The organism is Streptomyces sp. NPDC002845, assembly GCF_053591955.1.
In genome coordinates this window covers 13,575-38,931 of record NZ_JBSFUU010000002.1, presented here as the reverse complement: position 1 = coordinate 38,931, position 25,357 = coordinate 13,575, and the positions used below count along the sequence as shown (strand labels likewise).

At 71.3% G+C, this 25,357-nt stretch carries 19 protein-coding genes; 2 read left to right on the top strand and 17 right to left on the bottom strand.

The features are described from left to right. Positions 1-82 precede the first annotated feature (82 nt). The 4 genes from ACWD3C_RS01425 to ACWD3C_RS01410 form a co-directional block, all read right to left on the bottom strand. Positions 83-1,879: an LCP family protein gene (locus ACWD3C_RS01425; RefSeq protein WP_451138830.1), complete on the bottom strand. Its 1,797-nt coding sequence runs from the start codon at positions 1,877-1,879 to the stop codon at positions 83-85. A 16-nt stretch (positions 1,880-1,895) separates the two neighbouring features. Continuing rightward, positions 1,896-2,558: a nicotinate-nucleotide adenylyltransferase gene (nadD, locus tag ACWD3C_RS01420; RefSeq protein WP_451139212.1), complete on the bottom strand. Its 663-nt coding sequence runs from the start codon at positions 2,556-2,558 to the stop codon at positions 1,896-1,898. Between the two features lie 224 nt (positions 2,559-2,782). After that, positions 2,783-2,947, bottom strand: a complete 165-nt coding sequence (locus ACWD3C_RS01415) for a hypothetical protein (RefSeq protein WP_451138828.1) — start codon at positions 2,945-2,947, stop codon at positions 2,783-2,785. Positions 2,948-3,145: 198 nt separating this feature from the next. Next, positions 3,146-3,301: a hypothetical protein gene (locus tag ACWD3C_RS01410; RefSeq protein WP_451138826.1), complete on the bottom strand. Its 156-nt coding sequence runs from the start codon at positions 3,299-3,301 to the stop codon at positions 3,146-3,148. 102 nt (positions 3,302-3,403) lie between these two features. Between ACWD3C_RS01410 and ACWD3C_RS01405 the strand changes: the two genes are divergently transcribed. Further along, a complete protein-coding gene (locus ACWD3C_RS01405) occupies positions 3,404-4,492 on the top strand; it encodes a M48 family metallopeptidase (RefSeq protein ID WP_451138824.1) in 1,089 nt (362 codons plus the stop codon). A 124-nt stretch (positions 4,493-4,616) separates the two neighbouring features. On the opposite strand, the gene ACWD3C_RS01400 is transcribed toward ACWD3C_RS01405, so the two are convergent. From ACWD3C_RS01400 to proB, 5 genes are all read right to left on the bottom strand, one after another. Next, positions 4,617-5,687 (bottom strand): SCO2583 family membrane protein, encoded by a 1,071-nt coding sequence (locus ACWD3C_RS01400; protein WP_451138823.1) that lies wholly within the window; start codon positions 5,685-5,687, stop codon positions 4,617-4,619. Positions 5,688-5,832: 145 nt separating this feature from the next. After that, complete coding sequence (locus ACWD3C_RS01395; RefSeq protein WP_451138821.1) at positions 5,833-6,438, bottom strand: SCO2584 family spore wall biosynthesis protein; 606 nt, start codon at positions 6,436-6,438, stop codon at positions 5,833-5,835. Between the two features lie 234 nt (positions 6,439-6,672). Beyond that, entirely contained in the window at positions 6,673-7,959 is a 1,287-nt protein-coding gene (locus tag ACWD3C_RS01390) for a glutamate-5-semialdehyde dehydrogenase (RefSeq protein WP_451138819.1), read from the bottom strand. Between the two features lie 352 nt (positions 7,960-8,311). Further along, positions 8,312-8,800: a hypothetical protein gene (locus tag ACWD3C_RS01385; protein WP_451139210.1), complete on the bottom strand. Its 489-nt coding sequence runs from the start codon at positions 8,798-8,800 to the stop codon at positions 8,312-8,314. A gap of 223 nt (positions 8,801-9,023) precedes the next feature. Next, the gene (gene proB, locus ACWD3C_RS01380) at positions 9,024-10,151 is read right to left on the bottom strand and encodes a glutamate 5-kinase (protein WP_451138817.1); all 1,128 of its coding nucleotides are present in this window, start codon (positions 10,149-10,151) and stop codon (positions 9,024-9,026) included. A gap of 294 nt (positions 10,152-10,445) precedes the next feature. Here proB and ACWD3C_RS01375 point away from each other — a divergent pair, with 294 nt between their 5' ends. Then, the gene (locus tag ACWD3C_RS01375; protein ID WP_451138815.1) at positions 10,446-12,536 is read left to right on the top strand and encodes a hypothetical protein; all 2,091 of its coding nucleotides are present in this window, start codon (positions 10,446-10,448) and stop codon (positions 12,534-12,536) included. Positions 12,537-12,690: 154 nt separating this feature from the next. Here ACWD3C_RS01375 and obgE read toward each other — a convergent pair whose 3' ends face one another. From obgE to ACWD3C_RS01335, 8 genes are all read right to left on the bottom strand, one after another. Beyond that, complete coding sequence (gene obgE, locus ACWD3C_RS01370) at positions 12,691-14,127, bottom strand: GTPase ObgE (protein ID WP_451138813.1); 1,437 nt, start codon at positions 14,125-14,127, stop codon at positions 12,691-12,693. Positions 14,128-14,230: 103 nt separating this feature from the next. Then, positions 14,231-14,485 (bottom strand): 50S ribosomal protein L27, encoded by a 255-nt coding sequence (rpmA, locus tag ACWD3C_RS01365; protein ID WP_030051735.1) that lies wholly within the window; start codon positions 14,483-14,485, stop codon positions 14,231-14,233. A gap of 14 nt (positions 14,486-14,499) precedes the next feature. After that, positions 14,500-14,820 carry a 50S ribosomal protein L21 gene (gene rplU, locus ACWD3C_RS01360; RefSeq protein WP_007449531.1) on the bottom strand — a complete coding sequence of 107 codons (321 nt, stop codon included), beginning with the start codon at positions 14,818-14,820 and terminating at the stop codon, positions 14,500-14,502. Between the two features lie 439 nt (positions 14,821-15,259). After that, positions 15,260-19,468 carry an Rne/Rng family ribonuclease gene (locus tag ACWD3C_RS01355; protein ID WP_451138810.1) on the bottom strand — a complete coding sequence of 1,403 codons (4,209 nt, stop codon included), beginning with the start codon at positions 19,466-19,468 and terminating at the stop codon, positions 15,260-15,262. Positions 19,469-19,731: 263 nt separating this feature from the next. Further along, the gene (locus ACWD3C_RS01350; protein WP_451138808.1) at positions 19,732-20,520 is read right to left on the bottom strand and encodes a TIGR03936 family radical SAM-associated protein; all 789 of its coding nucleotides are present in this window, start codon (positions 20,518-20,520) and stop codon (positions 19,732-19,734) included. Between the two features lie 46 nt (positions 20,521-20,566). Beyond that, a complete protein-coding gene (locus ACWD3C_RS01345; RefSeq protein ID WP_451138806.1) occupies positions 20,567-21,733 on the bottom strand; it encodes a hypothetical protein in 1,167 nt (388 codons plus the stop codon). A gap of 77 nt (positions 21,734-21,810) precedes the next feature. Beyond that, positions 21,811-23,892, bottom strand: coding sequence for a restriction endonuclease (locus ACWD3C_RS01340; RefSeq protein WP_451138804.1), 2,082 nt, complete (start codon positions 23,890-23,892; stop codon positions 21,811-21,813). Positions 23,893-24,210: 318 nt separating this feature from the next. Then, a complete protein-coding gene (locus ACWD3C_RS01335; protein WP_451138802.1) occupies positions 24,211-25,350 on the bottom strand; it encodes a methyltransferase domain-containing protein in 1,140 nt (379 codons plus the stop codon). Between the last annotated feature and the right edge of the window lie 7 nt (positions 25,351-25,357).

Below are 25,357 nucleotides of genomic sequence, written 5' to 3'. Positions count from 1 at the left end.
GGAGGGTTCAATACAAGGCTTTCCGTCGGACCCCGACAAGCCTCACTGCATACCGGCGCCCCCTCCCAGAGGGGGCGCCGGATTATTTGCCGGTGTAGTTCTCACCCAGTACGACCGAGACGTCCGCGTTGGACGTGGTCTCGCCCTTCTCGACGGCGCTGGTCGGCAGGCCGAGGGTCTTGGCGACCTCGACCGCGTCGTCCTTGCGGGCCGCGTCGGAGTACGTGATCCGGGACCCGGCCTCGGCGGTGCCCGCGGTGCCGGCGTCGAGGAAGGTGTAGCCGCCGTTGAGCAGGACCACGCGGGCCTGTTCGGAGGCGTCCTTGTCGCCGGTGGCGTTCCTGATGCCGACCCGGACGGCGTCGCCGGCCTCGGGGCTCTTCGCGGTGCCGCCGAGCAGGTCCTTGACCACTCCGTCGGAGTCCTCGGTGCTGAGGGTGCCGTCCTGCTGGACCGGCAGCAGGGCCGTCTCGTAGTCGCCGCCCTTGGCGAGGTCGGCGAGCCTGGCGAGGAAGGCGCCGAGGTCCTTGTCGGTCAGCGAGGGGTCGAGGATCTGGGCCAGCGTCTGCACGGTGACGGTGGCGGCCTGCGAGTCGGAGGACAGCTTGCGCAGCACCCCCTGCATGACCTGCCCGAACCGCTCCAGCTGGGCGTTCTCGGACTCGCCGGAGGCTCGGTAGGTGGCGTAGGCGACGGCCATCTTGCCGCTGAGGGTCTGGCCCTCGCCCTTGCTGACGAGGGGAGCCTGGCCCTTCTTGGCCTTCGGGTCCGGCACATCGGTGTCGGTGTCGATGTCGATGTTGCCGACGAGTTCGACGAGGTTGTTCAGGTAGGGGGTGTCGAGGCGCCAGGTTCCCTCGATGTTGGTGCCCAGGACGGTGTCGAGTTCGTCACGGGTCCCGGAGGAGCCGTCGTCGTCGACGGACTTGGCGAGGGTGGTCGCGGAGCCGTCCTCGGCGGTCAGCGCGAGGGAGTTGGGCAGCAGGACGGTGGCGCCCCGTTCGGTGGTGGTGTTGTTCACCAGCAGCGCCGTGGAGGTGCCGTCCTTGCCGGTGTGGTGCAGGTGGACGACGATCACGTCCCGCTGCTGGGCGCCCGCGGCCGTCGTGGTGCCGGACGTCTCCTTCGCGGACGAGCCGGGCAGCTTGCCCGCGAACCAGAGGTGACCGACCCCGCCGACCGCCACCAGGGCGAGGGTCACGACCAGGGCGATGATCCGGCTGCGGGCGCGGCGCTTGGCCTCCTCGCGGCGCTCGGTGCGGTTCTCGGTGAACTGCAGCCAGTCGATGACGTCCTCGGAGTCGCCGTCGGGCTCCTCGACGAAGGCGAACTGCTCGGTGCGGTAGTCCCGTTCACCTTCGCCGGCCGCTTCGCCCGATCCGTCGCCAGGGCGATCACCAGGGCGGTCACCGGGTCGGGTCCGGCTGTCCCCGGCGGGCTCCGCGGGGCCGGCCTGCTGCGGGATGTAGGCGGTCTGCTCGGCGACCGGGGGCTGCTGCCCGGTGCTCGCGTGCTGTCCGTACCCGTAGGGGTCGTAGCCGGTGGCCGGGCCCGTGGGAGCGCCGCCGCCGTGGGGGTCGTAGTAGGCGGACTGCTGGTGACCGGTGTCGTAGGGGGCGGTCGGGGGCTGCTGTCCGGTGTCGTACGAGGACACCGGCTGCTGTCGGCCGGTGGCGTACGGGTCGTAGCCGTAGCCGTAGCCGTAGCCCTGGTACTGCTGCTGCCCGTTGTTCGCGGCCTGGCCGTAGGGGTCGTGGCCCTGAGGGGCCTGAGGGGGCTGCGCGGAGGGCACCTGCCGGTACACAGGCTGCCCGAACTCGTCGTAGCCGACGAGCTCGTACTGATCGCCCCCGTGCCCAGCGTCGTATCGGTCGTTCACCGGTGCCCCTCTCGGCTCAGTCGCCGCGGTACAGCTGCCGCTTGTCGATGTAGCGCACCACTCCGTCCGGCACCAAATACCAGACGGGGTCACCCTTGGCGACTCTCGCACGGCAGTCTGTGGACGAGATGGCCAGGGCCGGGACCTCGACGAGCGAGACACCGCCCGCCGGCAGGCCCGGGTCGGCCAGGGTGTGGCCGGGGCGGGTGACCCCGATGAAGTGCGCGAGGGAGAAGAGCTCTTCGGCATCACGCCAGGTGAGGATCTGGGCGAGGGCGTCGGCGCCGGTGATGAAGAAGAGGTCCGTGTCGGGGTTGAGCTGGCGCAGTTCGCGCAGGGTGTCGATGGTGTACGTCGGGCCGTGGCGGTCGATGTCGAGGCGGCTCACGGAGAAGTGCGGGTTCTCGGCGGTCGCGATGACCGTCATCAGATAGCGGTCCTCGGCCGGGGAGACCGAGCGGTGGGACTTCTGCCACGGCTGGCCGGTGGGGACGAACACCACCTCGTCGAGGTGGAACTGGGAGGCGACCTCCTGGGCCGCGACGAGGTGCCCGTGGTGGATCGGGTCGAACGTTCCGCCCATGACGCCGAGACGGCGCCTGCCTGGGGCTGACGGGCCGGTTCCGGATGTGTCCGCCACAACCAGGCCGCTCGGACCGTGCGTCCCGCCGTCCGCCATGCCGTGCGTGACGTCGCCCGACGCGCCGGACGTGTCAGACGTGTCGTAGGTCACGTCGGTCGGCGTGCCGTGTATCGGGCCGCTCGTCGTGTCGTGCGCCTGGTCGTCCGCCGTGGTGCGCTCCGGACCGGTAGGCACTGCCTGCTCTCCCATGCGTGCTGACCCTACCGGCCCGGCCGACGCGCCCCGGTCGAACAACCTTTTGCGTGGATTCAGTGGTGAATTCAGCGGTCGCGGTTGAAACGGGTGGTGATCCACAGCAGCAGCATGAGGGCGACGAAGGCCCCGCCGCCGGTCAGGTAGGGGTTGAGGCTCTCGTGGTTGCCGCTGTGCTCCTCGCCCTCGGCGGCGAGGGTGACCAACTGGGCGGCGGCGCTGTGGAAGCTCATCGTCGGCAGGACCTTCGGGTGTGGGATCGGGATAAAGACGTCCGGGCCATCGTATGCGGGGGTCTCGGCCGCGATCACGCCGACTCCGCTGTCGGGGAGGGCGCACGGCCGGTGAACACGTCGGGCGCCGCGTACGTACCCCTCGTACGAGACCGTCGGCCGTCTTCTCGTACGGAACCTTCTCGTACGGAACGGCTGTCAGTCGTCGTCCCGCTTGTACCCCCGCAGCAGGAACCAGGCGAGCAGCACCGATCCGAGGACCATGACGATCAGTACGACGCGGAGCAGATTGCCCGGACCCTGCTGTCCGGCAGCGTTCGCGGCCCCGGTGAGCCAGCCGGCGTGGGACTCCATGGGATCGCTCCGTACCGGTTGCTGCCCTGTCACGGTATCTCCGCCTAGGCTGGACATCGCTTCGGGGGCACACATGGGCCATCAGACGCATGGGGGAAAGACATGTCCGACGACAGCCACGAGCAGAACGGGCACGAGAACGTGCCCAGCAGGCAGCGCAGGCGCTTCGAGGGGATCTCCTCGCGGGCGTACGAACATCCCGCGGACCGCTCGGCGCTGGTGGCGCTGCGCAAGCTCAGCGGCTTCGACACGGTCTTCAAGGCGCTCAGCGGTCTGCTTCCCGAGCGCAGCCTGAGGCTGCTGTTCCTGTCCGACTCCGTACGGGTCTCGGACGCGCAGTTCGCACACCTGAACGACATGCTGCGGGACGCCTGCTACATCCTGGACCTGGAGAAGGTCCCGCCGATGTACGTCAACCAGGACCCGCAGCCGAACGCGATGTGCATCGGCCTGGACGAGCCGATCATCGTCGTCACCACCGGCCTCGTCGAGCTGCTCGACGAGGAGGAGATGCGGGCGGTCGTCGGCCACGAGGTCGGCCACGCGCTCTCCGGCCACTCCGTCTACCGCACGATCCTGCTCTTCCTGACCAGCCTCGCGCTCCGGGTGGCCTGGATCCCGCTGGGGAACCTCGCGATCATGGCGATCGTGACCGCGCTGCGCGAGTGGTTCCGCAAGTCGGAGCTGTCCGCGGACCGCGCCGGGCTTCTGGTCGGGCAGGACCTGCGGGCCTCGATGCGGGGCCTGATGAAGATCGCGGGCGGCAACCATCTGCACGAGATGAACGTGGACGCGTTCCTCGCGCAGGCCGACGAGTACGAGGCCGGGGGCGACCTGCGGGACTCCGTGCTGAAGATCCTGAACGTCCTGCCCCGCTCCCACCCCTTCACCACGGTCCGCGCGGCCGAGCTGAAGAAGTGGGCCGAGTCCCGCGACTACCAGCGGATCATGGACGGGCACTACCCGCGCCGCACCGAGGACAAGGAGACCTCGGTGACCGACTCCTTCCGGCAGTCGGCGGCCAGCTACGCCAGCGACGTCAAGGGCTCCAAGGACCCGCTGATGAAGCTGGTCAACGACATCGCGGGCGGTGCGGGCGACCTCGGCGGCCGGGTACGGCGCGGATTCGGCGGGTTCGGCGGAGGCGGTGGTGCCTCCAACGGCCGGGACACGCGTCCGGACGACGAGTGACCGGACGAGTGACCGGCGGACAGCGGCGCTGAAGAGGGCCGGCTGAGCCTCCCGGGCTCAGCCGAAGCCACACCGGCTCAGCCGGAGCCACCGTTCACGGCCGCTGTGCGGGCCGGGCGCGGGGTCACACCCTGGGCTGGGCGCTCGCTGCCAGGGAGCCGCACAGGGCCGTCGCGCTTCCCGTGGCGTAGGGGTCTGTCCCGGCCGGGCCTCCTGCCTTCGCCGTCTGGTCCGCGAGCAGGGGGCGCAGGTGGTTGGTCGAGTCCTCGGAGCAGGCGAGCGGGCCGGCCTGGACGTAGGAGACGACGAGTTCGGTCTGGCGGGTGCGCAGGTCGTTGTCGTCGAAGCGGAAGTGGAGTTCGCGCCGGACGGTGAAGAGGGAGGCCTTGGCGTCGTCGTCGGCGTCGGCGGGGCGCAGCGCGTAGACGAAGGTGTGGTCGGCGACCACTTCGAGCGTCCTGGAGTCGAACTCGGCGGCCTGCAGGGTGCCTTGGACGCGGACCTTGGGGTCGGCGAGTTCGGCGCGGGACGGGTCGAAGCGGACGAGCCAGCCGGTGGGCGCGTGCCTGCCGTCGGCGGCCGGGCGCTCGAAACTCTGGTCGAACTGGTCGAGTTGCTCCGGGTCGAGCAGCATCCGCGCGGGCCGTACGGTCGTGCCGCTCAGTACCTCCGGGTCGAGGGCGGAGGCGACGAGGTAGTTCTTGACGGTGGTCAGGGCGGTGACCACCTGGCTGTCGGAGAAGTGCTCGGTACGCCGGGTGGGCGGCATGGTGATGCCCTCGGCGCCGGTGCGGAACTGGGCGGCCGGGCTGCTGTCGTACAGGGCCTCGATGTTCGTGGAGCCGGGCACCCGGCCCTGCGGCGACAGGGGGATCACGGTCATCCGCAGCGGTTCGGTGGGCCGCTCGGCGGCCCGGGTGTCGTACGGGTTGCGTACGCCCATGTAGATCGCGGTGCCGAAGGCCACGGCGATCAGCAGGACCAGGATCATCGCCTGCCGGGTCAGGCCGCGGCGCATGGGCGGGCGGCGGCGTACGGCCGGGGCGTGATCGTCTATCCGCTCCTGCGCGGAGAACTCCTGGAGGCGGGCAGCACGGACGAACGATTCGTCGAAAACGACGGATCGGTACTCTTCCTCGCCACCACCGGGAGCGCCCTCGGGTGTCCCCTCAGGTGGGTCTCCAGGTCCGCCCATACCTTCAGAGTAGGTCTCCTGAGGCCCGGGTAAACGCCGTGGTACACGACAACTTCTGACAGGTTCTCACCAGGTTTTCGAACGGATGTCGAACCCCGGGCCAGAGCGCCGACCGGGTGTGCGCAGGCCTTTTCCGCCGCGGCTCTCAGGGGGTGCGCGGGACCGCCGGGACCGGGGGCTGGGAGTAGTCGGCCGAGGCTGAAGGGCTCGTTCCGCTGCCCTGTTCCAGGCCTGTGGAGGCGGGGGGCGGCGGGACCTGGTCCTGGCGGTTCGAGGAGGCGCCCCGGTAGACCGCGGTGAAGGCCAGCGCGACCATGCCGATGCCCATCACGAGGGCGAGCATCCAGGCGACGGGACGGTGCCAGCGGGTCTGCTTGCCGTACAGCCGGCCGTACGTGCCCGGTGCGCCGTAGCGGCCCTCCAGGATCTCGGTGTCGTCGAGGTCGTCGAGATCGCGGTCGTGGCCGGGACAGTCGCCGTCGTCCGGCCCGAAGCCGTCCTCGTAGCGTTCGTCGTCGCCGCGTACGCCCCTGGTGTGCGCCCGGCGCGCTTCGGCCTCCTGCGCTTCGGCGCGGGCCTGGGCGGCGGCGAGGAGTCTCTCCACGGCGGTCGGCTCATGGACCGCGGCCGCCTGTACGAAGGCCTCGTCGAAGACCACGGAGGCGAACTCTTCGTCCATACCCCCGCGGTCGCGGTCGTCGTCGGGCTCCCAGCCGTCAGGGAACGGCGTGCCCTCCACGTCCTCCGGCACGCAATCCAGAGTAGACCTGGGTGGTCAATTTGGGCAGACGGTAAGGAAATTCATCCGCCTGGCGAGACAGTTCACAGGTACGCGACAGCTCCTCGCGTCCCCCCAAGCGCCCCACTGCGCCCCTTTTCCCCTCGGGCGCCCCGCGCACGCGACAGCCCTCGCGAGCCCCGCGCACGCCGGGCGCCCGAAACACAGCCGCCGGCACCACTACCCCGGCAGCACAGCCCCAGCGCGTCAGCGCCGTACGTGCCCGTCCCCCGTCACGATGTACTTCGTGCTGGTCAGCTCCGGCAGCCCCATCGGCCCCCGGGCGTGCAGCTTCTGCGTGGAGATGCCGATCTCGGCGCCGAACCCGAACTGGCCGCCGTCCGTGAAGCGGGTCGAGGCGTTGACCGCGACCGTCGTGGAGTCGACGAGCTGGGTGAAGCGCCGGGCGGCCGGCTGCGAGGTGGTGACGATGGCCTCGGTGTGGCCGGAGGTCCACAGGCGGATGTGCTCCACGGCCCTGTCGAGCGAGTCGACGACGGCGGCGGCGATGTCGTACGAGAGGTACTCGGTCTCCCAGTCGTCGGTCGTGGCCTCGACGACGTTCGCGCGCGTGTCCTTGGCGTACGCCAGCACCCGTTCGTCGCCGTGGACCGTGACCCCGGCGTCGGCCAGCGCGTCCAGGGCGCGCGGCAGGAACTCGGGGGCGATGTCCTGGTGGACGAGGAGCGTCTCGGCGGCGTTGCAGACGCTCACGCGCTGGGCCTTGGAGTTGACGAGGATCTCGACCGCCATGTCGAGGTCGGCGTGCGCGTCCACGTACACATGGCAGTTGCCGGTGCCGGTCTCGATGACCGGGACCGTCGACTCCTCGACGACCGTGCGGATCAGGGAGGCGCCGCCGCGCGGGACGATCACGTCGACCAGGCCGCGGGCGCGCATCAACTCCCGTACGGACTCCCGGCTTTCGCCCGGCACCAGCTGTACGGCGTCGGCGGGCAGCCCGGCGCCGCCGACGGCGTCGCGCAGGACGCGGACCAGGGCGGTATTCGACTCGTACGCCGACGACGAGCCCCGCAGCAGCACCGCGTTGCCGGACTTCAGGCACAGGGCGGCGGCGTCCACCGTCACGTTCGGGCGGGCCTCGTAGATGATCCCGACGACGCCCAGCGGTACGCGGACCTGGCGCAGGTCGATGCCGTTGGGGAGGGTCGACCCGCGGACGACCTCACCGACCGGGTCGGGCAGCGCCACGACGTCCCGTACGTCGGAGGCGATGGCGCGCACCCGCTCCGGCGTCAGCGTCAGCCGGTCGATGATCGCCTCGCTGATGCCGGCCTCGCGGGCGCGCTCGATGTCCTTGGCGTTGGCCGCGACGACTTCGCTCGTACGGACCTCCAGGGCGTCCGCGATGGCGAGCAGCGCGTCGTCCTTCTCGGCGCGCGGCAGCGGCGCGAGGTCGGCGGCGGCGGCCTTGGCACGGTAGGCGGCCTGGGTGACCGGGGACATCGAGTCGTACGGCGAAAGCGTGGTCATGCTGGAAGGGTAGTGCTCCGGACAGGCGGGTCCATCGCCTATCCCCCTCTTTGCGCCTAAACCGGCGCCGCTCTCGCGGACATGGTGCTCGCCGCGATGGCGTCCCGCCTGGGGGTGTAGGGGATCAAGGCGCCGGAATCCGCAGGTCGGGGACGGTGGCTCCGCCGGGTCGGGTGTTCAACCCGCCTCAGCGGGACGCTTCGTGGGCTGCCGCCTCTGCGGAGATCGTCGCGGGCCTCGTACCGGAACGCGTAGCGCTTGATCCCCTACACCACGTCGTGGCACGTCGTGGGACACGACCCTCGCCGCGGGGGTTTCTCACTTGATGGTTGCGGTCCGTGGTCGTCAAAAATCAGAAGGGGTGTACGCCGACGGGAGTCGCGGGCAGCGGACCGTACCCCTCGGCGATGCGCTGGTGGTAGGTCTCGCGGTCGATGACCTCCAGGCCGACGATCTCCCAGGGCGGGAGCTTGGCGGTCTGGCGGTGTTCGCCCCACAGGCGCAGGGCGACGGCGGCCGCGTCGTGGAGGTCGCGGGCCTCCTCCCAGTAGCGGATCTCGGCGTGGTCGTTGGCGTAGCGGCTGGTCAGCAGAAAGGGATGGTCGTGGGCGAGCTGTTCGAGGCCGCGCCGTACCTCCTTCAGCGGGGCCTCCTCACCCGAGACGCTCAGGGTGACGTGCCACAGCCGGGGCAGGTCCTTGGGCTCCACCTCGTCCGGGTGATCCTCCGCGCACGCCTCGCCCTTGTACGCGTCCCCGGCCGCCACGCTGGTCAGCATCCGTTCCTCGCCCACTCCACGGGAGGAACCACCACCGCGGGACGCCGCCGCCCCGGGGCGCACTCGTCTCACGACGGCCTCCTTCTCGCAATGGCTCGCAAGAAGCCCGCAAGGGCTCTCTACGGCTCTCTATGGCTTGATCGCTTGATGGCTTGCATGGGTCGTGCGGAATCTCCCTGAGACAAAGTTGAGCAGGCCGCGGCGGATCGCGGGGCGGTTTTACGGAACGTCAACCCACCGGAGGCCCGGGATTCGGTCGTTCCCGGGCCGGAGCGAGCCCGGGCGATCAGGGATGGAGCACCACGAGGTCGTCCCTGTGTACGACCTCTCGTTCGTACGCGGGACCCAGCTCGCGCGCCAGTTCCCTGGTCGAGCGGCCGATCAGCTGGGGGATCTCCTTGGCGTCGAAGTTGACGAGCCCGCGCGCCACCGCCCGGCCCCCGCTGTCGCGCAGCTCGACGGGGTCACCGGCGGTGAACTCGCCCTCGACCGAGGCGATGCCCGCGGGCAGCAGCGACTTGCGGCGCTCGACGACCGCGCGCACGGCACCGTCGTCGAGGGTGAGCGAGCCCTGCGGGGTGGAGGCGTGCTGGAGCCACAGCAGCCGGTCGGCGGAGCGCTTGCCGGTGGGGTGGAAGTAGGTGCCGGTGTCCCTGCCCGCGAGGGCGTCCGCCGCGTGGATCGCGCTGGTCAGCACCACGGGGATGCCCGCCGCCGCCGCGATCCGGGCCGCCTCGACCTTGGTGGCCATGCCGCCGGTGCCCACGCCGGCCCTGCCCGCGCTGCCGATCTCGACATGGGCGAGGTCCTCCGGGCCCCGTACCTCCGCGATCCGCGACGTACCGTCCCTGCTGGGGTCGCCGTCGTACACGCCGTCCACGTCCGAGAGCAGGACCAGCAGATCCGCCCGTACGAGGTGGGCGACGAGCGCGGCGAGGCGGTCGTTGTCGCCGAAGCGGATCTCGTCCGTGGCAACGGTGTCGTTCTCGTTGACGACCGGCATCGCCCCCATCGCGAGGAGCTTGTCGAGGGTGCGGGAGGCGTTGCGGTGGTGGGCGCGGCGGCTCATGTCGTCGGAGGTGAGGAGCACCTGCCCGACGCGTACGCCGTACCGGGCGCAGGACGCGGTGTAGCGGGCGACCAGCAGCCCCTGGCCGACGCTCGCGGCCGCCTGCTGCCGGGCCAGGTCCTTGGGGCGGCGCCGCAGGCCCAGCGGGGCGAGACCGGCGGCGATGGCACCGGAGGAGACCAGCACGATCTCCTTCTCACCGCCGCTGCGCACCTTGGCCAGCACGTCGACGAGGGCGTCCACCCGGTCCGCGTCCAGGCCGCCCGAGGCCGTGGTCAGGGACGAGGAGCCCACCTTGACGACGATCCTGTGCGCTTCCGCAGCGCCCTGCCTTGCCGCTGACACCCGAATTCCCCAATTGCTCCGACCAGCCCGGTGTGTGCACCCTGCAATCTACGTGAGCGCGCGGGTCGGATGCCGCCGAGTATCGCTGGATGGACGCTGGGGAGCCGTTGCGGCAAGACGCGGTGAGACAGTGAACAGCCCTTCGAGATTCCTGACCTTATGTTCGCTTTTTGGCAATCGTCCTCGCGGCAGATTGCTCCCCGGCCCGCGGAAGCCATACCGTCGGTAGTCGGGCGGCTCTGGCCGCCCTTCACCTTCCCCATCCCCCGCAATCCCTCCGCAGGAGCCCAGCCCGTGCCCTCCGCAGGCCCCACCCCCCGCCGCATCGCACAGCTGTCCGCGCTGCTCGCGATGTTCGTGCTCTTCACGGCCCAGATCGTCTCCGCGCTGCTGCCGAACATCCCGGTGTTCGTGGCCGCGAGCGCGGCGGGCCTCGCGCTGGACGTGTACGTGCAGTACCGCGACCCGGGGCTCCTCTCGGTTCTCAGCAGGGTCCGCTTCGACGCCATGATCCGGCAGCTGCTGCGCGACATGCTGATCCTGGTGGGGCTGCTGCGGATCGACGGCATCGACCCGACGCGCGAGCAGGCGCCCCTGCTGATCGCGCTGTGCGCCTTCCACATACTGAACTTCGCCTGCCAGGCCGTCGCGATCCTGGTCCGCCGCTCCCGGACGCTGCCGATCGTCACCCGCAACATCGACGCGTCCGCGCTGCGCCTGTCCACCGCCCCGCCGCGCATCCTGGCCCGCCGCCAGTCCCACCGGCTGCTGACGTTCTCCCTCCCCGCCACGGCCGGTCTGCTCGCCTCCGCGGCGACCACCGACGCGTACTGGGGCGGCCTCGGCCTCGGCGTCGCGCTCGTGCTGATCAGCGGCGGCACCGCGTACCTGGCGACCTGGCTGCTGCCGAAGAAGCGGGCACTGAGCGAGCGGCAGGTCATGAAGTGGCTGGACACGTGGCTGGCGGACTACAGGCCGACCGTCGCCATGTACTTCTCGGGCGGTACGACATCGGCGTACCAGGCGAACATGTGGCTCTCCACGCTCTCGGCGCTCCCCCAGGTCCCCGGACTCCCCGAGGGCACCGTCAGGCCGCTGATCGTGCTGCGTGAGCGGTTCATGGTGCAGAAGATCGACGCGACCGACGTGCCGGTCGTCTGCCTGCCGACGGTCTCGACGTTGTTCTCCCTGGAGAACTCGACACTGAAGATGATGCTGCACCCCGCCAACGCCGCGAAGACCTCGCAGGTGCTGCGCATCCCGACGATCAAGCACGCGTTCACCAACCACGGCGAGAGCGACAAGCTGTCCTCGTGCAACCCGTACGCGAAGGCGTACGACGAGGTGTGGGTCGCCGGTCCCGCGGCGCGCGAGCGGTACGCGCTCGCCGAGGTCGGCGTCGAGGACAAGGACATCGTGGAGGTCGGCCGCCCGCAGCTCGCGCCGATCCGCCCGTACGCGGGCCCGCCGACGGGTACGTACACGACGGTCCTGTACGCCCCCACCTGGGAGGGCTGGGACGGCAACCCCGGCAACACCTCGGTGGTCCTGGCCGGCGAGAACATCGTCCGCGAGCTGCTGGCCGACGACAACGTACGGCTCCTCTACAAGCCGCACCCGTTGACCGGCTCGGTCGACCCGCGCGCGGGTGCCGCCGACGAGCGCATCAGGGCGATGATCCGCGAGGCGAACACCAAGCGCTCGGGCGCGCGCCCCGGCCCCGAGGCCGCCGCCGAACTGGCCCGCCGCACCGCCGAGTTGGACGCGCTGACCTCGACGTCCTTCCGTGCCAGTGCGGACGAGATGGAGCGGATGCTGCTCCAGGGCGCGCCCAATGGCGACCGAGAGGCCGCCATCGCCGAGGCCGCGCTCGCCTGGGAGCGGGCGTACTGGGCGTCGTTCCCGGAGTGGGAGCACCTGATCATCACGGACGCGCGTCCCGCGATCTTCGCCTGCTTCAACCAGGCGGACCTGCTGGTCAGCGATGTCTCCTCGGTCGTCTCCGACTGGCTGTCCAGCGAGAAGCCGTACGCCGTCGCCAACACCTCCGGCATGACCGAGGAGGCGTTCCGGGCCGGCTTCCCGACGGTGTCGGCGGGCGTCATCCTGACTCCGGACGCGGACGGCGTCCCGTCCCTCCTCGACTCCGTCCGCCACCTCGAGATGGACCACTTCGCCAAGGCCCGCGCCGACCTCAAGGAACACCTCCTGGGCCCGTCCGACCCGCCCTCCCTGGTCCGCTTCGGCCAGGCGGTCCAGGCCTTGTGCGCCAAGGCGGACGGGCGGCGGGCGCGGATGGAGTCCCGGCCGGCGAGCGAGCTCCAGCCGCCCCGGGAGGCGGCCGAGAAGTCCGGCGACGGGGCGGGGGACCCGGTCACCGCGTAGTCGGTGCATAGTCGGTCGCAGGCGGTTCTGTTCTACGACGGCGAAGGGCCCCGGAGGCGTGTGCTGCCTCCGGGGCCCTTCGCCGTCGCGTCCCGTCGCGTCCCGTCGCGTCCCGTCGCGTCCCGTCGCGTCCGGAACGGCCCGATGCCGTCGTCTAGAACGGCTCGAAGTCGTCGTACTCCCGCTCCACATCGTCCCGTTCCGCCTGGCGGTCGCGGCGGCGCTGGGCGGCGGGGCGGGGGGCCTCGAAGCGGTGGTCCTCGCCGCGGCGGCCGAGCATCTCGGCGCCGGCCATGAGGGTGGGCTCCCAGTCGAAGACGACGGCGTTCTCCTCGGGGCCGATGGCGACACCGTCGCCCGCGCGGGCGCCCGCCTTCATGAGCTCCTCCTCGACGCCGAGGCGGCCCAGCCGGTCGGCGAGGTAGCCGACGGCCTCGTCGTTGTTGAAGTCGGTCTGGCGGACCCAGCGTTCGGGCTTCTCGCCGCGCACGCGATACAGACCGTCCTCTTCGCGTACGACGCTGAAGCCCGCGTCGTCGACCGCCTTCGGGCGGATGACGATCCGGGTCGCCTCCTCCTTCGGCTTGGCGGCACGCGCCTTCGCGACCAGGTCGGCCAGGGCGAAGGACAGCTCCTTGAGGCCGGTGTGCGCCACCGCCGACACCTCGAAGACCCGGTAACCGCGCGCCTGAAGGTCGGGCCGGACCATCTCGGCCAGGTCCTTGCCGTCCGGTACGTCGATCTTGTTCAGCACCACGATCCGGGGCCGGTTGCCGAGGCCGCCGTACTCCTTCAGCTCCTCCTCGATGACGTCGAGGTCGGAGACGGGGTCGCGGTCGGACTCCAGGGTGGCCGTGTCGAGGACGTGCACGAGGACGCTGCACCGCTCGACATGGCGCAGGAACTCCAGGCCCAGGCCCTTGCCCTGGCTGGCGCCCGGGATCAGGCCCGGCACGTCGGCGATGGTGTAGACGGTCGCGCCCGCGGTGACCACGCCCAGGTTGGGCACGAGGGTCGTGAAGGGGTAGTCCGCGATCTTCGGCTTGGCCGCGGACAGCACCGAGATCAGCGAGGACTTGCCCGCGCTCGGGTAGCCCACCAGGGCCACGTCGGCGACCGTCTTCAGCTCCAGCACGATGTCTTGGAGGTCGCCGGGCTCACCGAGCAGCGCGAAGCCCGGGGCCTTGCGCCGGGCCGAGGCCAGCGCCGCGTTGCCGAGGCCGCCACGGCCGCCCTGGGCGGCGACGTACGACGTGCCGTGGCCGACCAGGTCCGCGAGGACGTTGCCCGCCTTGTCGAGCACGACCGTGCCGTCCGGCACCGGCAGAACCAGGTCCTGGCCGTCCTTGCCGGAGCGGTTGCCGCCCTCGCCGGGCTTGCCGTTGGTGGCCTTGCGGTGCGGGGAGTGGTGGTATTCGAGGAGGGTGGTGACGGACTGGTCGACGACCAGGGTCACATCGCCGCCCCGGCCACCGTTGCCGCCGTCCGGGCCGCCCAGCGGCTTGAACTTCTCACGGTGGACGGAGGCACAGCCGTGACCTCCGTTACCCGCGGCGACATGCAATTCGACGCGGTCCACGAAGGTGGTCATGGGATGTGCCTCCAGTTACGTACGGGACTGTCTTTTCACCAACACGCGAAAGGCGGACCCGCTTCCCCTGAGGGAAGTGAGGTCCGCCTCGCGAAGAGTCCGGTCAGGCGACCGGAACGATGTTCACGACCTTGCGGCCACGGCTGGTGCCGAACTCCACCGCGCCGGCCTGCAGCGCGAACAGCGTGTCGTCGCCGCCACGGCCGACGCCCGCGCCCGGGTGGAAGTGGGTGCCGCGCTGGCGGACCAGGATCTCACCCGCGTTGACGACCTGACCGCCGAAGCGCTTCACGCCGAGCCGCTGGGCATTGGAGTCGCGACCGTTCCGGGTGGACGATGCGCCCTTCTTGTGTGCCATCTCTCCTCAGTCCCTTACTTCGCAGCCGCGGGGATCTCAGTGACCTTGATCGCCGTGTACTGCTGGCGGTGGCCCTGACGACGGCGGTAGCCGGTCTTGTTCTTGTAGCGCAGAATGTCGATCTTCTGGCCCTTGTGGTGGTCCACGACCTCGGCCTGGACCTTGATACCGGCCAGCACCCACGGGTCGCTGGTCACGGCGTCGCCGTCGACAACGAGCAGGGTCGAGAGCTCGACCGTGTCGCCAACCTGGGCAGTGGAAATCTTGTCAACCTCAACGATGTCGCCGACAGCAACCTTGTGCTGGCGACCACCGCTGCGCACGATGGCGTACACGCGGATCTCACTCTCTCGCTCGGGAACGGCACCCCCGCAGTCCAGCCGCCCGGCACGCGGACGGCCTCTCCCGTGGCGCGCGGCGCCCGGAAGGATGAGGTTTACGGGGATGTGACGCGTCAGTCGACACGCCGACGGTCAAGGTTACGGGGCCTCGGCCGAAAGGGTCAAACCGAGCCCTGGGCTCCGGGGCCCGAGGCCCGGGACCCGGAGGGCTCTTCAGGTGGCGGCCTTCTCGCCGTCCGCCGGCAGCGGCTTCACGCCCTGGCACAGGCCTGCCCTGTCCGCCCGGGCCGGCCAGGCGACCTTGACGATCGCCTCGTCGTTCTCGCGCAGCGAGGGCCCGGTGTCCGGTCCGGTGCCGAACGCGCCGGTGCCCTCGCCCGGCGGTGAAGCTGTCGGGCGAGGGCACCGGTGGAGACTGCTCCGGGCGGGCGGTTCAGCCCTCGTCGGTCGCGGTCGTGTCGGCCGTGGAGGCCGTGACCGTGGACGAGGCCTTCTGGGCGGCCGCCGCCGTCTTCTTCGACGTCGCCTTCGTCGCCTTCGTCGCCTTCGTCGCCTTCTTGGTCGTCGCCTTCTTCGCGGCCGTCTTCTTGGCCGCGGTCTTCTTGGTGGCGGCCTTCTTGGCCGTGGCCTTCTTCGCCGTCTTACGGGCCGTCTTCTTGGCCGGGGCGGCTTCCTCGGCTTCCCCGGCGACCCCGGCGGCCTCGGCTGCCTTCGCCGTGTCTATGGCGCCCTCGGCCTCCTCGGCGTCTCCGGCCTCCTTGGCCTCCTTGGCGCCCGCCGGAGCCTCGGCCTCGATGGCCGGAGTCGACGGGACGACCACGACGGCCGCTTCCGCGGGCGCCGTGGGCGCGGTGGCCTTGCGGACGGCCCGACGGCGCGGACGGGCGGGGGCCGCGGCCTCGGAGGGTGCCTCGGACGGCTCCTCCGCGGCAGCGGGCTCGGGCGCGGGCTGTTCGACGGCAGCCTCCGCCTGCTCCGGCGCCGCGACCGGCTCCGTCACCACGGCCTCCTCCGCCCCCGCGGGCGGCCCGGCCGGCGCGGACACCTTACGGGTGGCCCGGCGCCGCGTACGGCCCTTGGGCGGCTCCTCCACGGCGGTCACCGGCTCGGCGCTCACCGGCTCGGCGGCCTTGGGTGCGGCCTCCTCGACCTCGGCCGGCGTCTCGACGACCGGGTCCTCCACCGCGACCGGCTCCGCCTCGGCGGCCTCCCGCGACTTGGGCACCCGCTCGGCGGCCTCCCGCGACTTCGGGGCACCGGACGGCGCCGACGCCCGCCGGGACGCCCGGCGGCGCGAACGCCCACGGGACACCGCGGCCTCCGCCTCGGCAACGCTGCTGTACAGCTCCTCGTCCGGCTCGACTGCACCCATGAGCGGCTCCGCCGCGGACGGCGCGGCCGGCGCCACCGGCTCCGCGACCTCGGCGGCCACCTCGGCCTCGGTCTCGACGACGTCGGCCTCCGCCACCTCCGGCACGACCTCGTGGACGTGCTCCTGCTCGGCACCCCCACGCCCGCGCTTGCGGCGCTTGCCGCCACCGCCCGCGGAGGTCGGCTGGTCCATGTGCACGATCACGCCACGCCCGTTGCAGTGGACGCAGTTCTCGGAGAAGGACTCCAGCAGCCCCTGGCCGACCCGCTTCCGCGTCATCTGCACCAGCCCCAGCGAGGTCACCTCCGCCACCTGGTGCTTCGTACGGTCCCGGCCCAGGCACTCCAGCAGGCGCCGCAGCACCAGGTCCCGGTTGGACTCCAGCACCATGTCGATGAAGTCGATGACGACGATGCCGCCCAGGTCACGCAGCCGCAGCTGGCGCACGATCTCCTCGGCCGCCTCCAGGTTGTTCCTGGTGACCGTCTCTTCGAGGTTGCCGCCCTGACCGGTGAACTTGCCGGTGTTGACGTCGACCACGACCATCGCCTCGGTCTTGTCGATCACCAGCGAACCACCGCTCGGCAGCCACACCTTGCGGTCCAGCGCCTTGGCGAGCTGCTCGTCGATCCGGTACGTCGCGAAGACGTCGACCTCACTCGTCCACTTCTGCAGACGGTCCGCGAGGTCGGGGGCGACATGGGAGACGTACCCGTGGATGGTCTCCCAGGCGTCGCCACCGCTCACGATGACCTTGGAGAAGTCCTCGTTGAAGATGTCGCGCACGACGCGGACGGTCATGTCCGGCTCGCCGTACAGCAGGCTCGGCGCGTTGCCGCTCTTCGCCTTCTTCTTGATGTCCTCCCACTGCCCCTGGAGCCGCTCGACATCGCGGCGCAGCTCGTCCTCGCTCGCGCCCTCGGCGGCGGTGCGCACGATGACGCCCGCGTCCTCGGGGACGATCTTCTTGAGGATGGTCTTCAGCCGGGCCCGCTCGGTGTCGGGCAGCTTGCGGCTGATGCCGGTCATCGAGCCCTCGGGGACGTACACGAGGTAACGGCCCGGCAGCGAGACCTGGCTGGTCAGACGCGCGCCCTTGTGCCCGATCGGGTCCTTGGTGACCTGCACGAGCACGGACTGCCCGGACTTGAGGGCGGACTCGATACGACGGGGACCGTTCGCGAGCCCCAGCGCCTCGAAGTTGACCTCACCGGCGTAGAGCACCGCATTGCGGCCTTTGCCGATGTCGATGAAGGCGGCCTCCATCGACGGCAGGACGTTCTGCACCTTGCCGAGGTAGACGTTGCCGACGTACGAGGTCGACTGCTCCTTGTTGACGTAGTGCTCGACGAGCACGTTGTCCTCCAGGACGCCGATCTGCGTACGGTCGCCGTACTGACGTACGACCATGACGCGCTCGACGGCCTCACGGCGGGCCAGGAACTCGGCCTCGGTGATGATCGGAACGCGGCGACGCCCCTGCTCACGGCCTTCCCGACGCCGCTGCTTCTTGGCCTCCAGACGGGTCGAGCCCTTGATCGACTGCACCTCGTCCGACGGCTCGTCCTTCTTGCGCGGCTCGCGCACCTTGACGACCGTACGCTCCGGGTCGTCCTGCGTCGGCTCGGCTTCGGTGGACGAGTCCCCGGCACGACGGCGACGGCGACGGCGCCGACGGCTGCTGCTGGAGCCGGCTCCGCCGGACTGCTCGTCGCGGTCCTCGTCCTCGGCGTCCTCATCGGCACGCTCGGCAGTGTCCGCGGCGTCCTCATCGGCCCGCGCGGTCTGCTCGGCGGCGTACTCCTCGCCCTCTGCGGACTCGCCCTCCGCCTCGGCGGACTCGCCCCGGCGACGGCGACGGCCACCACGACGACGGCGACGGCGCGACCCGGTCTCCTCGGCTTCGTCACCCTCGGCCGTGTCCTCGGCCTCGGTGGCCTCCTCGGCCTCCTCCGCCTCGTCGACGGTCGTCTCCACAGCCGCGGGCGCGTCCTCCGCACCCCGGCGACGGCGACGGCGCCTCGGCCCGGTGCTCGCCTCCTCGGGAAGCACGGCGGCCTCGGGCGCCTCGGTCTCCTCGGGCTCCTCCTCCACGGCCTCGGCGGCAGCGGCGGCAGCCGCCCGCTCCGGCGTCTGGAACATCGGCTCGGTGAACACCGGCGCCTGGAACACCGCCACCGCGGGCCGCGCCGGACGACGCGCCCCCTCGTCGGCCTCGGGGACCTCGGCGGCCTCGGAGGCGGGCTGCGGCGCGGGCGCCGCGAACCCGGCGGCGGCCTTGCTCACGGCCCGACGACGCGTACGACGCGGGGCGGCCTTCTCGACCGGCTCGGTCTGCTCAGCCTGCTCGGCCTTCTCGACCGACTCGGCTTCCCTGACTTCCTCGGCTTCCTGGGCGGCGGGCGCCTGCGCCTCCTCCGGCTCCTCGGCAGCGGCCATGGGCTCCTCCTCGGTCACGGGCGCGGACACGCGACGCGTGGCCCGACGGCGGGTACGACGCGGAGTGGTCTCCTCGGCAACCTCCACGGCTTCTACGGCCTCGACGACCTCGCCGTCAGCGACCACGGGCACCTCTTCGGCAGCCTCGGCCGCCTGGGGCGCACCGGCGGGAGCGGAGGCACGCCGGGTCGTACGACGACGCGTACGACCGGCGGGCGCGGCCTCCTCAACGGCGGCGGCCGGCACCTCGGCGACCTCGGCGGTCTCGGGGGCCCCGGCAGGCGCGGACACGCGACGCGTGGCCCGGCGGCGGGTACGGCGGGGAGCGGCGTCCTCGGAAGCGACGACCTCCTCGGCGGGGGTCTCGGTCTCGACAGCGGTCACCGGGGCGGCAACCGCAGCCTCGGCCGCAGCCGCGGGCACGACCGTCTCGGCGGCCGCGTCGCTCTCCGCCGCCTTCGGCGCACCGGCCGGCGCGGAGGCACGCCGGGTCGCACGACGACGCGTACGACCAGCGGGCGCGGCCTCTTCAACAGGTTCAACAGCGGCCTCAACCGCTTCCTGGACCTCTTCGGCCTCTTCGGCGCCTTCAGCCATGGCCGTTGTGATGTCCATGACCTCGGCGTCGGCCGCCGCAAGGTCCTTGGACTGTGCGACCGCCACGGTCGGCGCCGTGGTCTCGGCCACGGCTTCGGCGGCGGCCTCGGCTTCGGCGGAGGCGGCCGGGGGTCCCGCGGGGCGGGACGCGGCGCGACGGCGCCGCCGGGGCGGCAGGGTGTCGCTGGGGGTGTTGTGTTCGGAACCCTCTGTGGGTTCGATCGGTTCGAGCATGCGGGCGGTTCTCCCGTCAGGCTCCCGGGCGCCGCGCCTGGTCCGGCGATGTCGCCGTTGACGTCCGCGGCTCGCGCGATGCGCGCTGCCGCCGTCCGGGGCGCGGGCGCCGCACGGGAGCTCTCTGTGTCCTGTCTCGCCGGTTCCGTACGCCGTGTTGCGTACGGCCTGGCGAAAGTCTTCTGGTCGGTGCGCTGCCCGACCCAGGTGGCTCCCGGATACGAGGGCGGCGCTTCGGCGTCCGTCCTTACGCGAGACCTTCCTTACGCCGGCGCCTTCGCGGCGGCAGCGGAAGCGGCCGTCGAGAGGGCCACCGCTGCCTCGCGGTCGGGCGCGAGCGGGTCGGTCACCGTGCCGGTCTCTTCATCGAACAGCCCCTGCGCCAGCCTGGTCACCGCTGCGGGGACCGGCGGCGCCAGGTCGGCCACGGCGCGGAGACCGGACAGGACGTCGTCGGGTCGTACGGCAGGCGTCACGTGCCGAACAACCAGCCGCAGTATCGCACAGGGCTGGTCGGTCGGCCTATCAGCCTCGGAACTGTGCGTCTGGAGAGCGGCTCCCTGGCCGACCTCAAGACTGGCAACGGCGGCGCGGGCGTCGAACGTCCGCACGCCGTTCTTGGTTCTGCGCTGGACCTCGACGATCTCGGCGGCCTTGAATGCCTCGACCGCGCGCCCAGCCTCCGCCGGGTCCACGCCGTCCAGGCGCAGCTCCCACACGGACGCGGTGAGCCGGTCGGCGAGCCCGGAGGTGTGGGCCTCGACCGCGTCGATGATGTCGAGCCCGGTGGGGAGCGACTCGTCGAGGAGCTCGCGCAGCTTGTCCGGATCGCGCGCCTCGGTGAGCGCGATCTCCAGGAACTCCGCCTCACTGCCCGTGCCGGTGGGTGCGGCATTGGCGTACGACACCTTCGGGTGCGGCGTGAACCCCGCCGAGTACGCCATGGGTACCTCGGCGCGGCGCAGCGCGCGCTCGAAGGCACGCTGGAAGTCGCGGTGGCTGGTGAACCGGAGGCGGCCGCGCTTGGTGTAGCGCAGTCGGATGCGCTGCACCGCGGGTGCGGGCGGCGGGCCTTCGGGCTGTCGCTTGCCCAGTGTCCTAGTCCTTCGTGAGTGCGGTCGTACTGCTACCAAGAGTACGTGCCGCACCGGCTCCGTGTTCCCGCCGGGCCACCGCCGGCTGCTTCGCCCGTTCCCCGAAGACCATCCGCCGGAAGTCGGCCCTGGCCTGCCGCGCCGCCTCCCCCGCCGAGGCCAGGGCCTGCCGCGTGACCCTGCCCACACCACGCGCGGCCTCCGCCGCGGGCCGCCACAGCACGTCCCGTACGACGTGCCCGACGGGCGTGAGCACGGTCCGGTACGCCCATCGCGCCGGCTCCACGAAGGTCCACCGGAAGAGGTTCGCGAGGAACCGCCCGACGACCAGCGAGACGTGCCCCGCCACCCGCCACGCATGCCCCAGCGCCTCCCCCACCTCCCGCACGACGACACCGAGGGCCCGCCCGACCGGCACGAGCACCCAGCGCCACACGGCGAGCACGGGCAGCACGAGCAACACCCGCACCGCCCAATAGACCACCACGTCAACCCCGGCGAAAACCCTCCGGACGAGCCACAGCACCCCACCGCCCACCCAAACGACCCCATGCCCGACAGGCGTGAGCACGTACTGATACAGCCACAGGGACGGCACCACGAGGAGGTACCGCACCAGCCACTCCGCAGCCCCGTACACCCCCAGCCCGACGGCGGCGAGCACAAGCCCGACTCCCCTGCCCACCCAAGCGATCCCCTGCCCGACCGGCGCAAGCACCCACGCGTACACCCAGCCGACCCCGGCCCCGACCCCCCGGGCCACCCGGACCACCCCGGCCCAGACCCCCCGGCCGACCCAAGCGACCCCACGCCCGACCGGCGCCAGCACACACCGGTACAGCCACACACCAGGCACGACGACGACCCGATACCCGAGCCACCCCACCCCCCGCCCGACCGGCGCCACGACATACCGCCACAACCCCACCCACGGCCACACGAACAGCGCCCGCCCCACCCACCCCAACGCCCGCCCCACCGGCCGCAACACGACGTCCCTCAGCACCCGCCCACCCACGACGAGCGCGTCCCACGCCACCCGCACGGGCACGACAAGCACGAACACCACAATCCGCACGGGCAGCCGAATGGCGACGACGAGGCAGCCTTCAGAGGACTGTCCGGCGGACTGATCAGCGGGCCGACCGGTCGGTGGCTTTTCGAGATCCATGACTGGGTAGACGCGTCACATTCCCCATTGGATGCGACTGGATGCGACGGCCGGTGGGCGCCGGTGCCCGCGCGACGTCACTCCACGTCGATGCCGTATTCCTGAACGAGCGCCTCCAAGCCGCCCACGTACCCCTTGCCACCGAGGACGAAGTCCCAGTCACCGTTGGCGCGGCGGCGGAAGGAGCCGAGGACCAGGGCGGTCTCGTGGACACGTCCGTCGGAGACGTCGAGTTGGCCGAGCTCGTTCCTGGAAGGGTCCAGTAGGCGGATGCGGGCGTCGGTGAAGCCGGACAGGTCAGCGTCGGGATTCACGGTGGGGTCGATCGCGGCGACGAGGACGAGCCGGTCGGCCCGCTGCGGCAGTGCGTCGAAGGACACCCGGATCGCGGCCTTGTCCGGTGCGGGAACGGCGAGGGCGTGGACGGCGCCGTCAGGGGTCCGGGGGTTGTTGAAGAAGACGAAGTGGTCGTCGCTGAGGACCCGGTTGCCGGAACAGACGAGTGCGCACACGTCCAGCGCCACGTCTCCGGCCCAGGACATGCCCAGCACACTGTGGTCGTCCATCGGTTCCCGCTCGTCCGGTGCCGTCCGCTGGGCGGGAACGGCGCGGCCGCCGCCGCTGCCCAGGCGCCCGCGGAGGCCGTGCCGGTGCAGCAGGTCGACGAGTTCGCCGCCCGAGACCAGTTCGAGGGGCTTGCCGTTGGCGAAGGTGTGCGAGCCGGGTCCGAACCGGGACGTCGTGACCAGGACGCCCTTGTTGGCTCCGGCGCCCTGGACCGTTCCGTACAGGTCACGGACGGCGCTCGGGGACACGGTGCCGCGATACCGCTTGACCTGGACGACGATCTTGCCGCCCCGGATCGGGGCCGGATCCAGCGCGTCGACGTCCACGCCGCCGTCGCTGGAACGCTGCGTGGTCACCGCCTGCATGCCCATGGCCCGGAACAGGTCCGCAACCAGCGACTCGAAGGCGATCGGGTCCATCTCGTACAGATCCGGTTCCTCGTCGCCCCCATGCGTGACGACGCCACCGCCGACCTCCTCGGGCCGACGGCTCGGCCGCACAGCGGCACGTTGGTCGGGCCGGGCCGACAGCTGGCCCCGGAGCCCGTCCATCAGGCAGTCGACCGCGCTCACCTGCTCCAGATGCAGCCCGGTAAACACGGACCGTGGAGCCATGACGGTCGCCAGGAAGATCTGTGCCTGTCTGCCGGTCGCCGGATCGTGATCGTCCACGAATCCGTTCAGCGCCACCGACTCGAGCGCGTCGAACTCGTCGGCCGCGAAGAGATCGTGCAGCACCAGCAGAACACACTGCGCGAGCACGTCCCGGTACAGCGCCCGGCGCTGGGCGACCGGCCGGGCCGTCTCCTTGTCCTGGTCGGCGGTGGGCATGTACCGCACGGACTTCGCCTCGGGGACGATCTCGCACTTCGGCAGCTCCCAGTCCACCACCAACTGCCGTGCGGCCGGGTCGTACGCAGCGGACACCTGGCGCGGCATGTCCTCGGGCCATGAGGAAGAGGAGTAGAGGGCAGCGGAGAAGTAGTCGACGGCGGCCTCGGGATCCTTGTTGCGCAGGGCCGTTGTCATCTCGGCGATGCCGGTGTTGTGCCGACGGATGTCCGCCAGTTGCGCTTCGGCCCACTGCTCGTACTGCCGCTGGTACGCGGCCAACTGCTGCTGGCGCTGCGCCTCCGCGGCCTGCGCCGCGTACCAGTCGTGCTCGAACCGGGCCCGCGACTCCGCCTGCGCCTGTGCCCGCCGGTTGGCCGTCCAGCCGCCCTGCGCCTGGTAGCTGTCGGGGTGCGGCATGGGGATCGGGTGCGCAAGCGTTCCCGGCGCGAACGGCTCCAGCCGTTCGGAGCGGGTGAGCATGGCCGCTCTGAACGCCGGAGCCCGGGACCCCGCCGCCAGCAAGCCCTGCAGGGCCTCGACCCGCGCGTCCAGTTCGTCGGTCCGTCGCTGGGCATCCGCCTCACGCTGCTGCCGGTACGCCGCCCGCTGCTCCCGGTGAGCACGCGCCAGTTCCCTTTGATACGCGCGCTGTTGTCGCTCCTGGTCCCGCTGCCACCGGGCCTGCGCCTCCATCTGACGCTGCTGCTGGCGTTGCGCCTCGGCCCAGACATTGATCAACCCATTGGAGCGACGACTCATCTGCGTACAGGTCCTCCCCACCAGAACCAGGTCTCACCCACCCACAGTCCTGGCCCCACAACCACCAGTAATCAGACAACTTTATCCCGCAACCGCCAGCTCGCCCATCCACGTGCCTCAGGCAATTCCGCAGCGGCGCAACGTCTGCTCAATGCCGTCACCCATTCGGGTGACACGGCGCCACTCCATAGTCCGCTCGGGCCATTGCGGACGAGTCGTAACTAGGGTGTTGGGCCACTCCCGCCCTGCGCAAAGATGAAGCGCGGCGGAAAAGCATCAGCCCTGCCTGGTGGAACGCCGAGGCGGACGGTCCGTCGGTCACGTGCCGAGCGTCGCCGTCCACTTCCCTCGGGACAGATGGCACACCCCGTCCGGGGTGACCTCCACACGGCTGCCGTACAGCGGCAATCCGCCCTCGGCGTTGAGGCGGTTACGGATGCGTTCCAGTTGGCTCCACAGGCGCCGTGGGCCGCCCTGGTGGACTTCCGGCGGGTCCAGCCGTTCGGCGGAGGCTCGGGCCCATGAACCGTCCGCGTGCACCATGTACGCCGTCCGGCGCCGCCCGTGTTCCTCGTAGTCGAGTTCCACCCCCGGTGTGGTGATCTCCAGCATGGACCGCAGCTCCCACGCGGAGGCCACGTCGAGGACGGGATACCAACCCACCGCTACCTCTGTCCCCTCGGCCTCGCGCGCGTGCGCGAGCAGGTCACCGAGGCCGGGGACGTAGTCAGTGCCGTGCCGGGTCTTCATGAACCCCGCCCAGTCCCGCTCGATCTGCCCCACCGCCCCGCCATCCTCGGTCTTCCACGCGGTGAGGATCAGCGACGTATTGGCGAGAGTGGTCACCAGGCGCCCGCCAGGGCGAAGAGCGCCCAGCACGGGCACCAGCCCTTGTCCCGGCTCCAGAGCCACCGTCGCGACGATCCGGTCGTACAAGCCGGGAATGCTGCGGGTGGCGTCCATGGCGACGAACTGCGGATGGAGGCCCATGTGCGCGAGCCGACCGGACGCCGCATCGGTCAGGTACCGGTCGACGTCCAGGCTCGTCACGTGCCGACTCCCCAGGCGCCGCGCCGCGTACGCCGCCAGCCCACCCGCGCCCGTGCCGAGGTCGAGCAGGTCCAGGCCCTCAGCCAGCCTGGCGTGCCGCAGGAAGCGCACCACGAGGCTGGGCAGCGTCGACGACGAGGTGGGCAGTCCGCACGGCCTGTCGTCGTCCCGAGCGTGGTCTGCGTGCAGTCCACCCACACGCGTGACCAAGGACGTATCGGAGTACGCGGCAACCAGCCACCCCTCAGGGTCGGACCGCCCATCACGCAGCACCCACCCACCCTCCGCCCGCTCCCACCAGCGCGGCACAAGATCATGGCGTGGCGTGCTCGCCACCGGATCACGCCATCGGGACACGGGGTCGGTCACCTCGTCCGCCAGCCTCGCGGCGTGCTTCTCCCACTCCACGCCGTTC

What these genes read in the sequence shown, in the direction of transcription:
- ACWD3C_RS01390 (WP_451138819.1), bottom strand. Translation starts at nt 7,959, where the DNA reads ATGACCACGCTTTCGCCGTACGACTCGATGTCCCCGGTCACCCAGGCC.
- ACWD3C_RS01410 (WP_451138826.1), bottom strand. Translation starts at nt 3,301, where the DNA reads ATGGAGTCCCACGCCGGCTGGCTCACCGGGGCCGCGAACGCTGCCGGA.
- ACWD3C_RS01345 (WP_451138806.1), bottom strand. Translation starts at nt 21,733, where the DNA reads ATGGATCTCGAAAAGCCACCGACCGGTCGGCCCGCTGATCAGTCCGCC.
- rpmA (WP_030051735.1), bottom strand. Translation starts at nt 14,485, where the DNA reads ATGGCACACAAGAAGGGCGCATCGTCCACCCGGAACGGTCGCGACTCC.
- ACWD3C_RS01340 (WP_451138804.1), bottom strand. Translation starts at nt 23,892, where the DNA reads ATGAGTCGTCGCTCCAATGGGTTGATCAATGTCTGGGCCGAGGCGCAA.
- nadD (WP_451139212.1), bottom strand. Translation starts at nt 2,558, where the DNA reads ATGGCGGACGGCGGGACGCACGGTCCGAGCGGCCTGGTTGTGGCGGAC.
- ACWD3C_RS01405 (WP_451138824.1), top strand. Translation starts at nt 3,404, where the DNA reads ATGTCCGACGACAGCCACGAGCAGAACGGGCACGAGAACGTGCCCAGC.
- ACWD3C_RS01415 (WP_451138828.1), bottom strand. Translation starts at nt 2,947, where the DNA reads ATGAGCTTCCACAGCGCCGCCGCCCAGTTGGTCACCCTCGCCGCCGAG.
- ACWD3C_RS01355 (WP_451138810.1), bottom strand. Translation starts at nt 19,468, where the DNA reads ATGCTCGAACCGATCGAACCCACAGAGGGTTCCGAACACAACACCCCC.
- obgE (WP_451138813.1), bottom strand. Translation starts at nt 14,127, where the DNA reads ATGACCACCTTCGTGGACCGCGTCGAATTGCATGTCGCCGCGGGTAAC.
- ACWD3C_RS01400 (WP_451138823.1), bottom strand. Translation starts at nt 5,687, where the DNA reads ATGGGCGGACCTGGAGACCCACCTGAGGGGACACCCGAGGGCGCTCCC.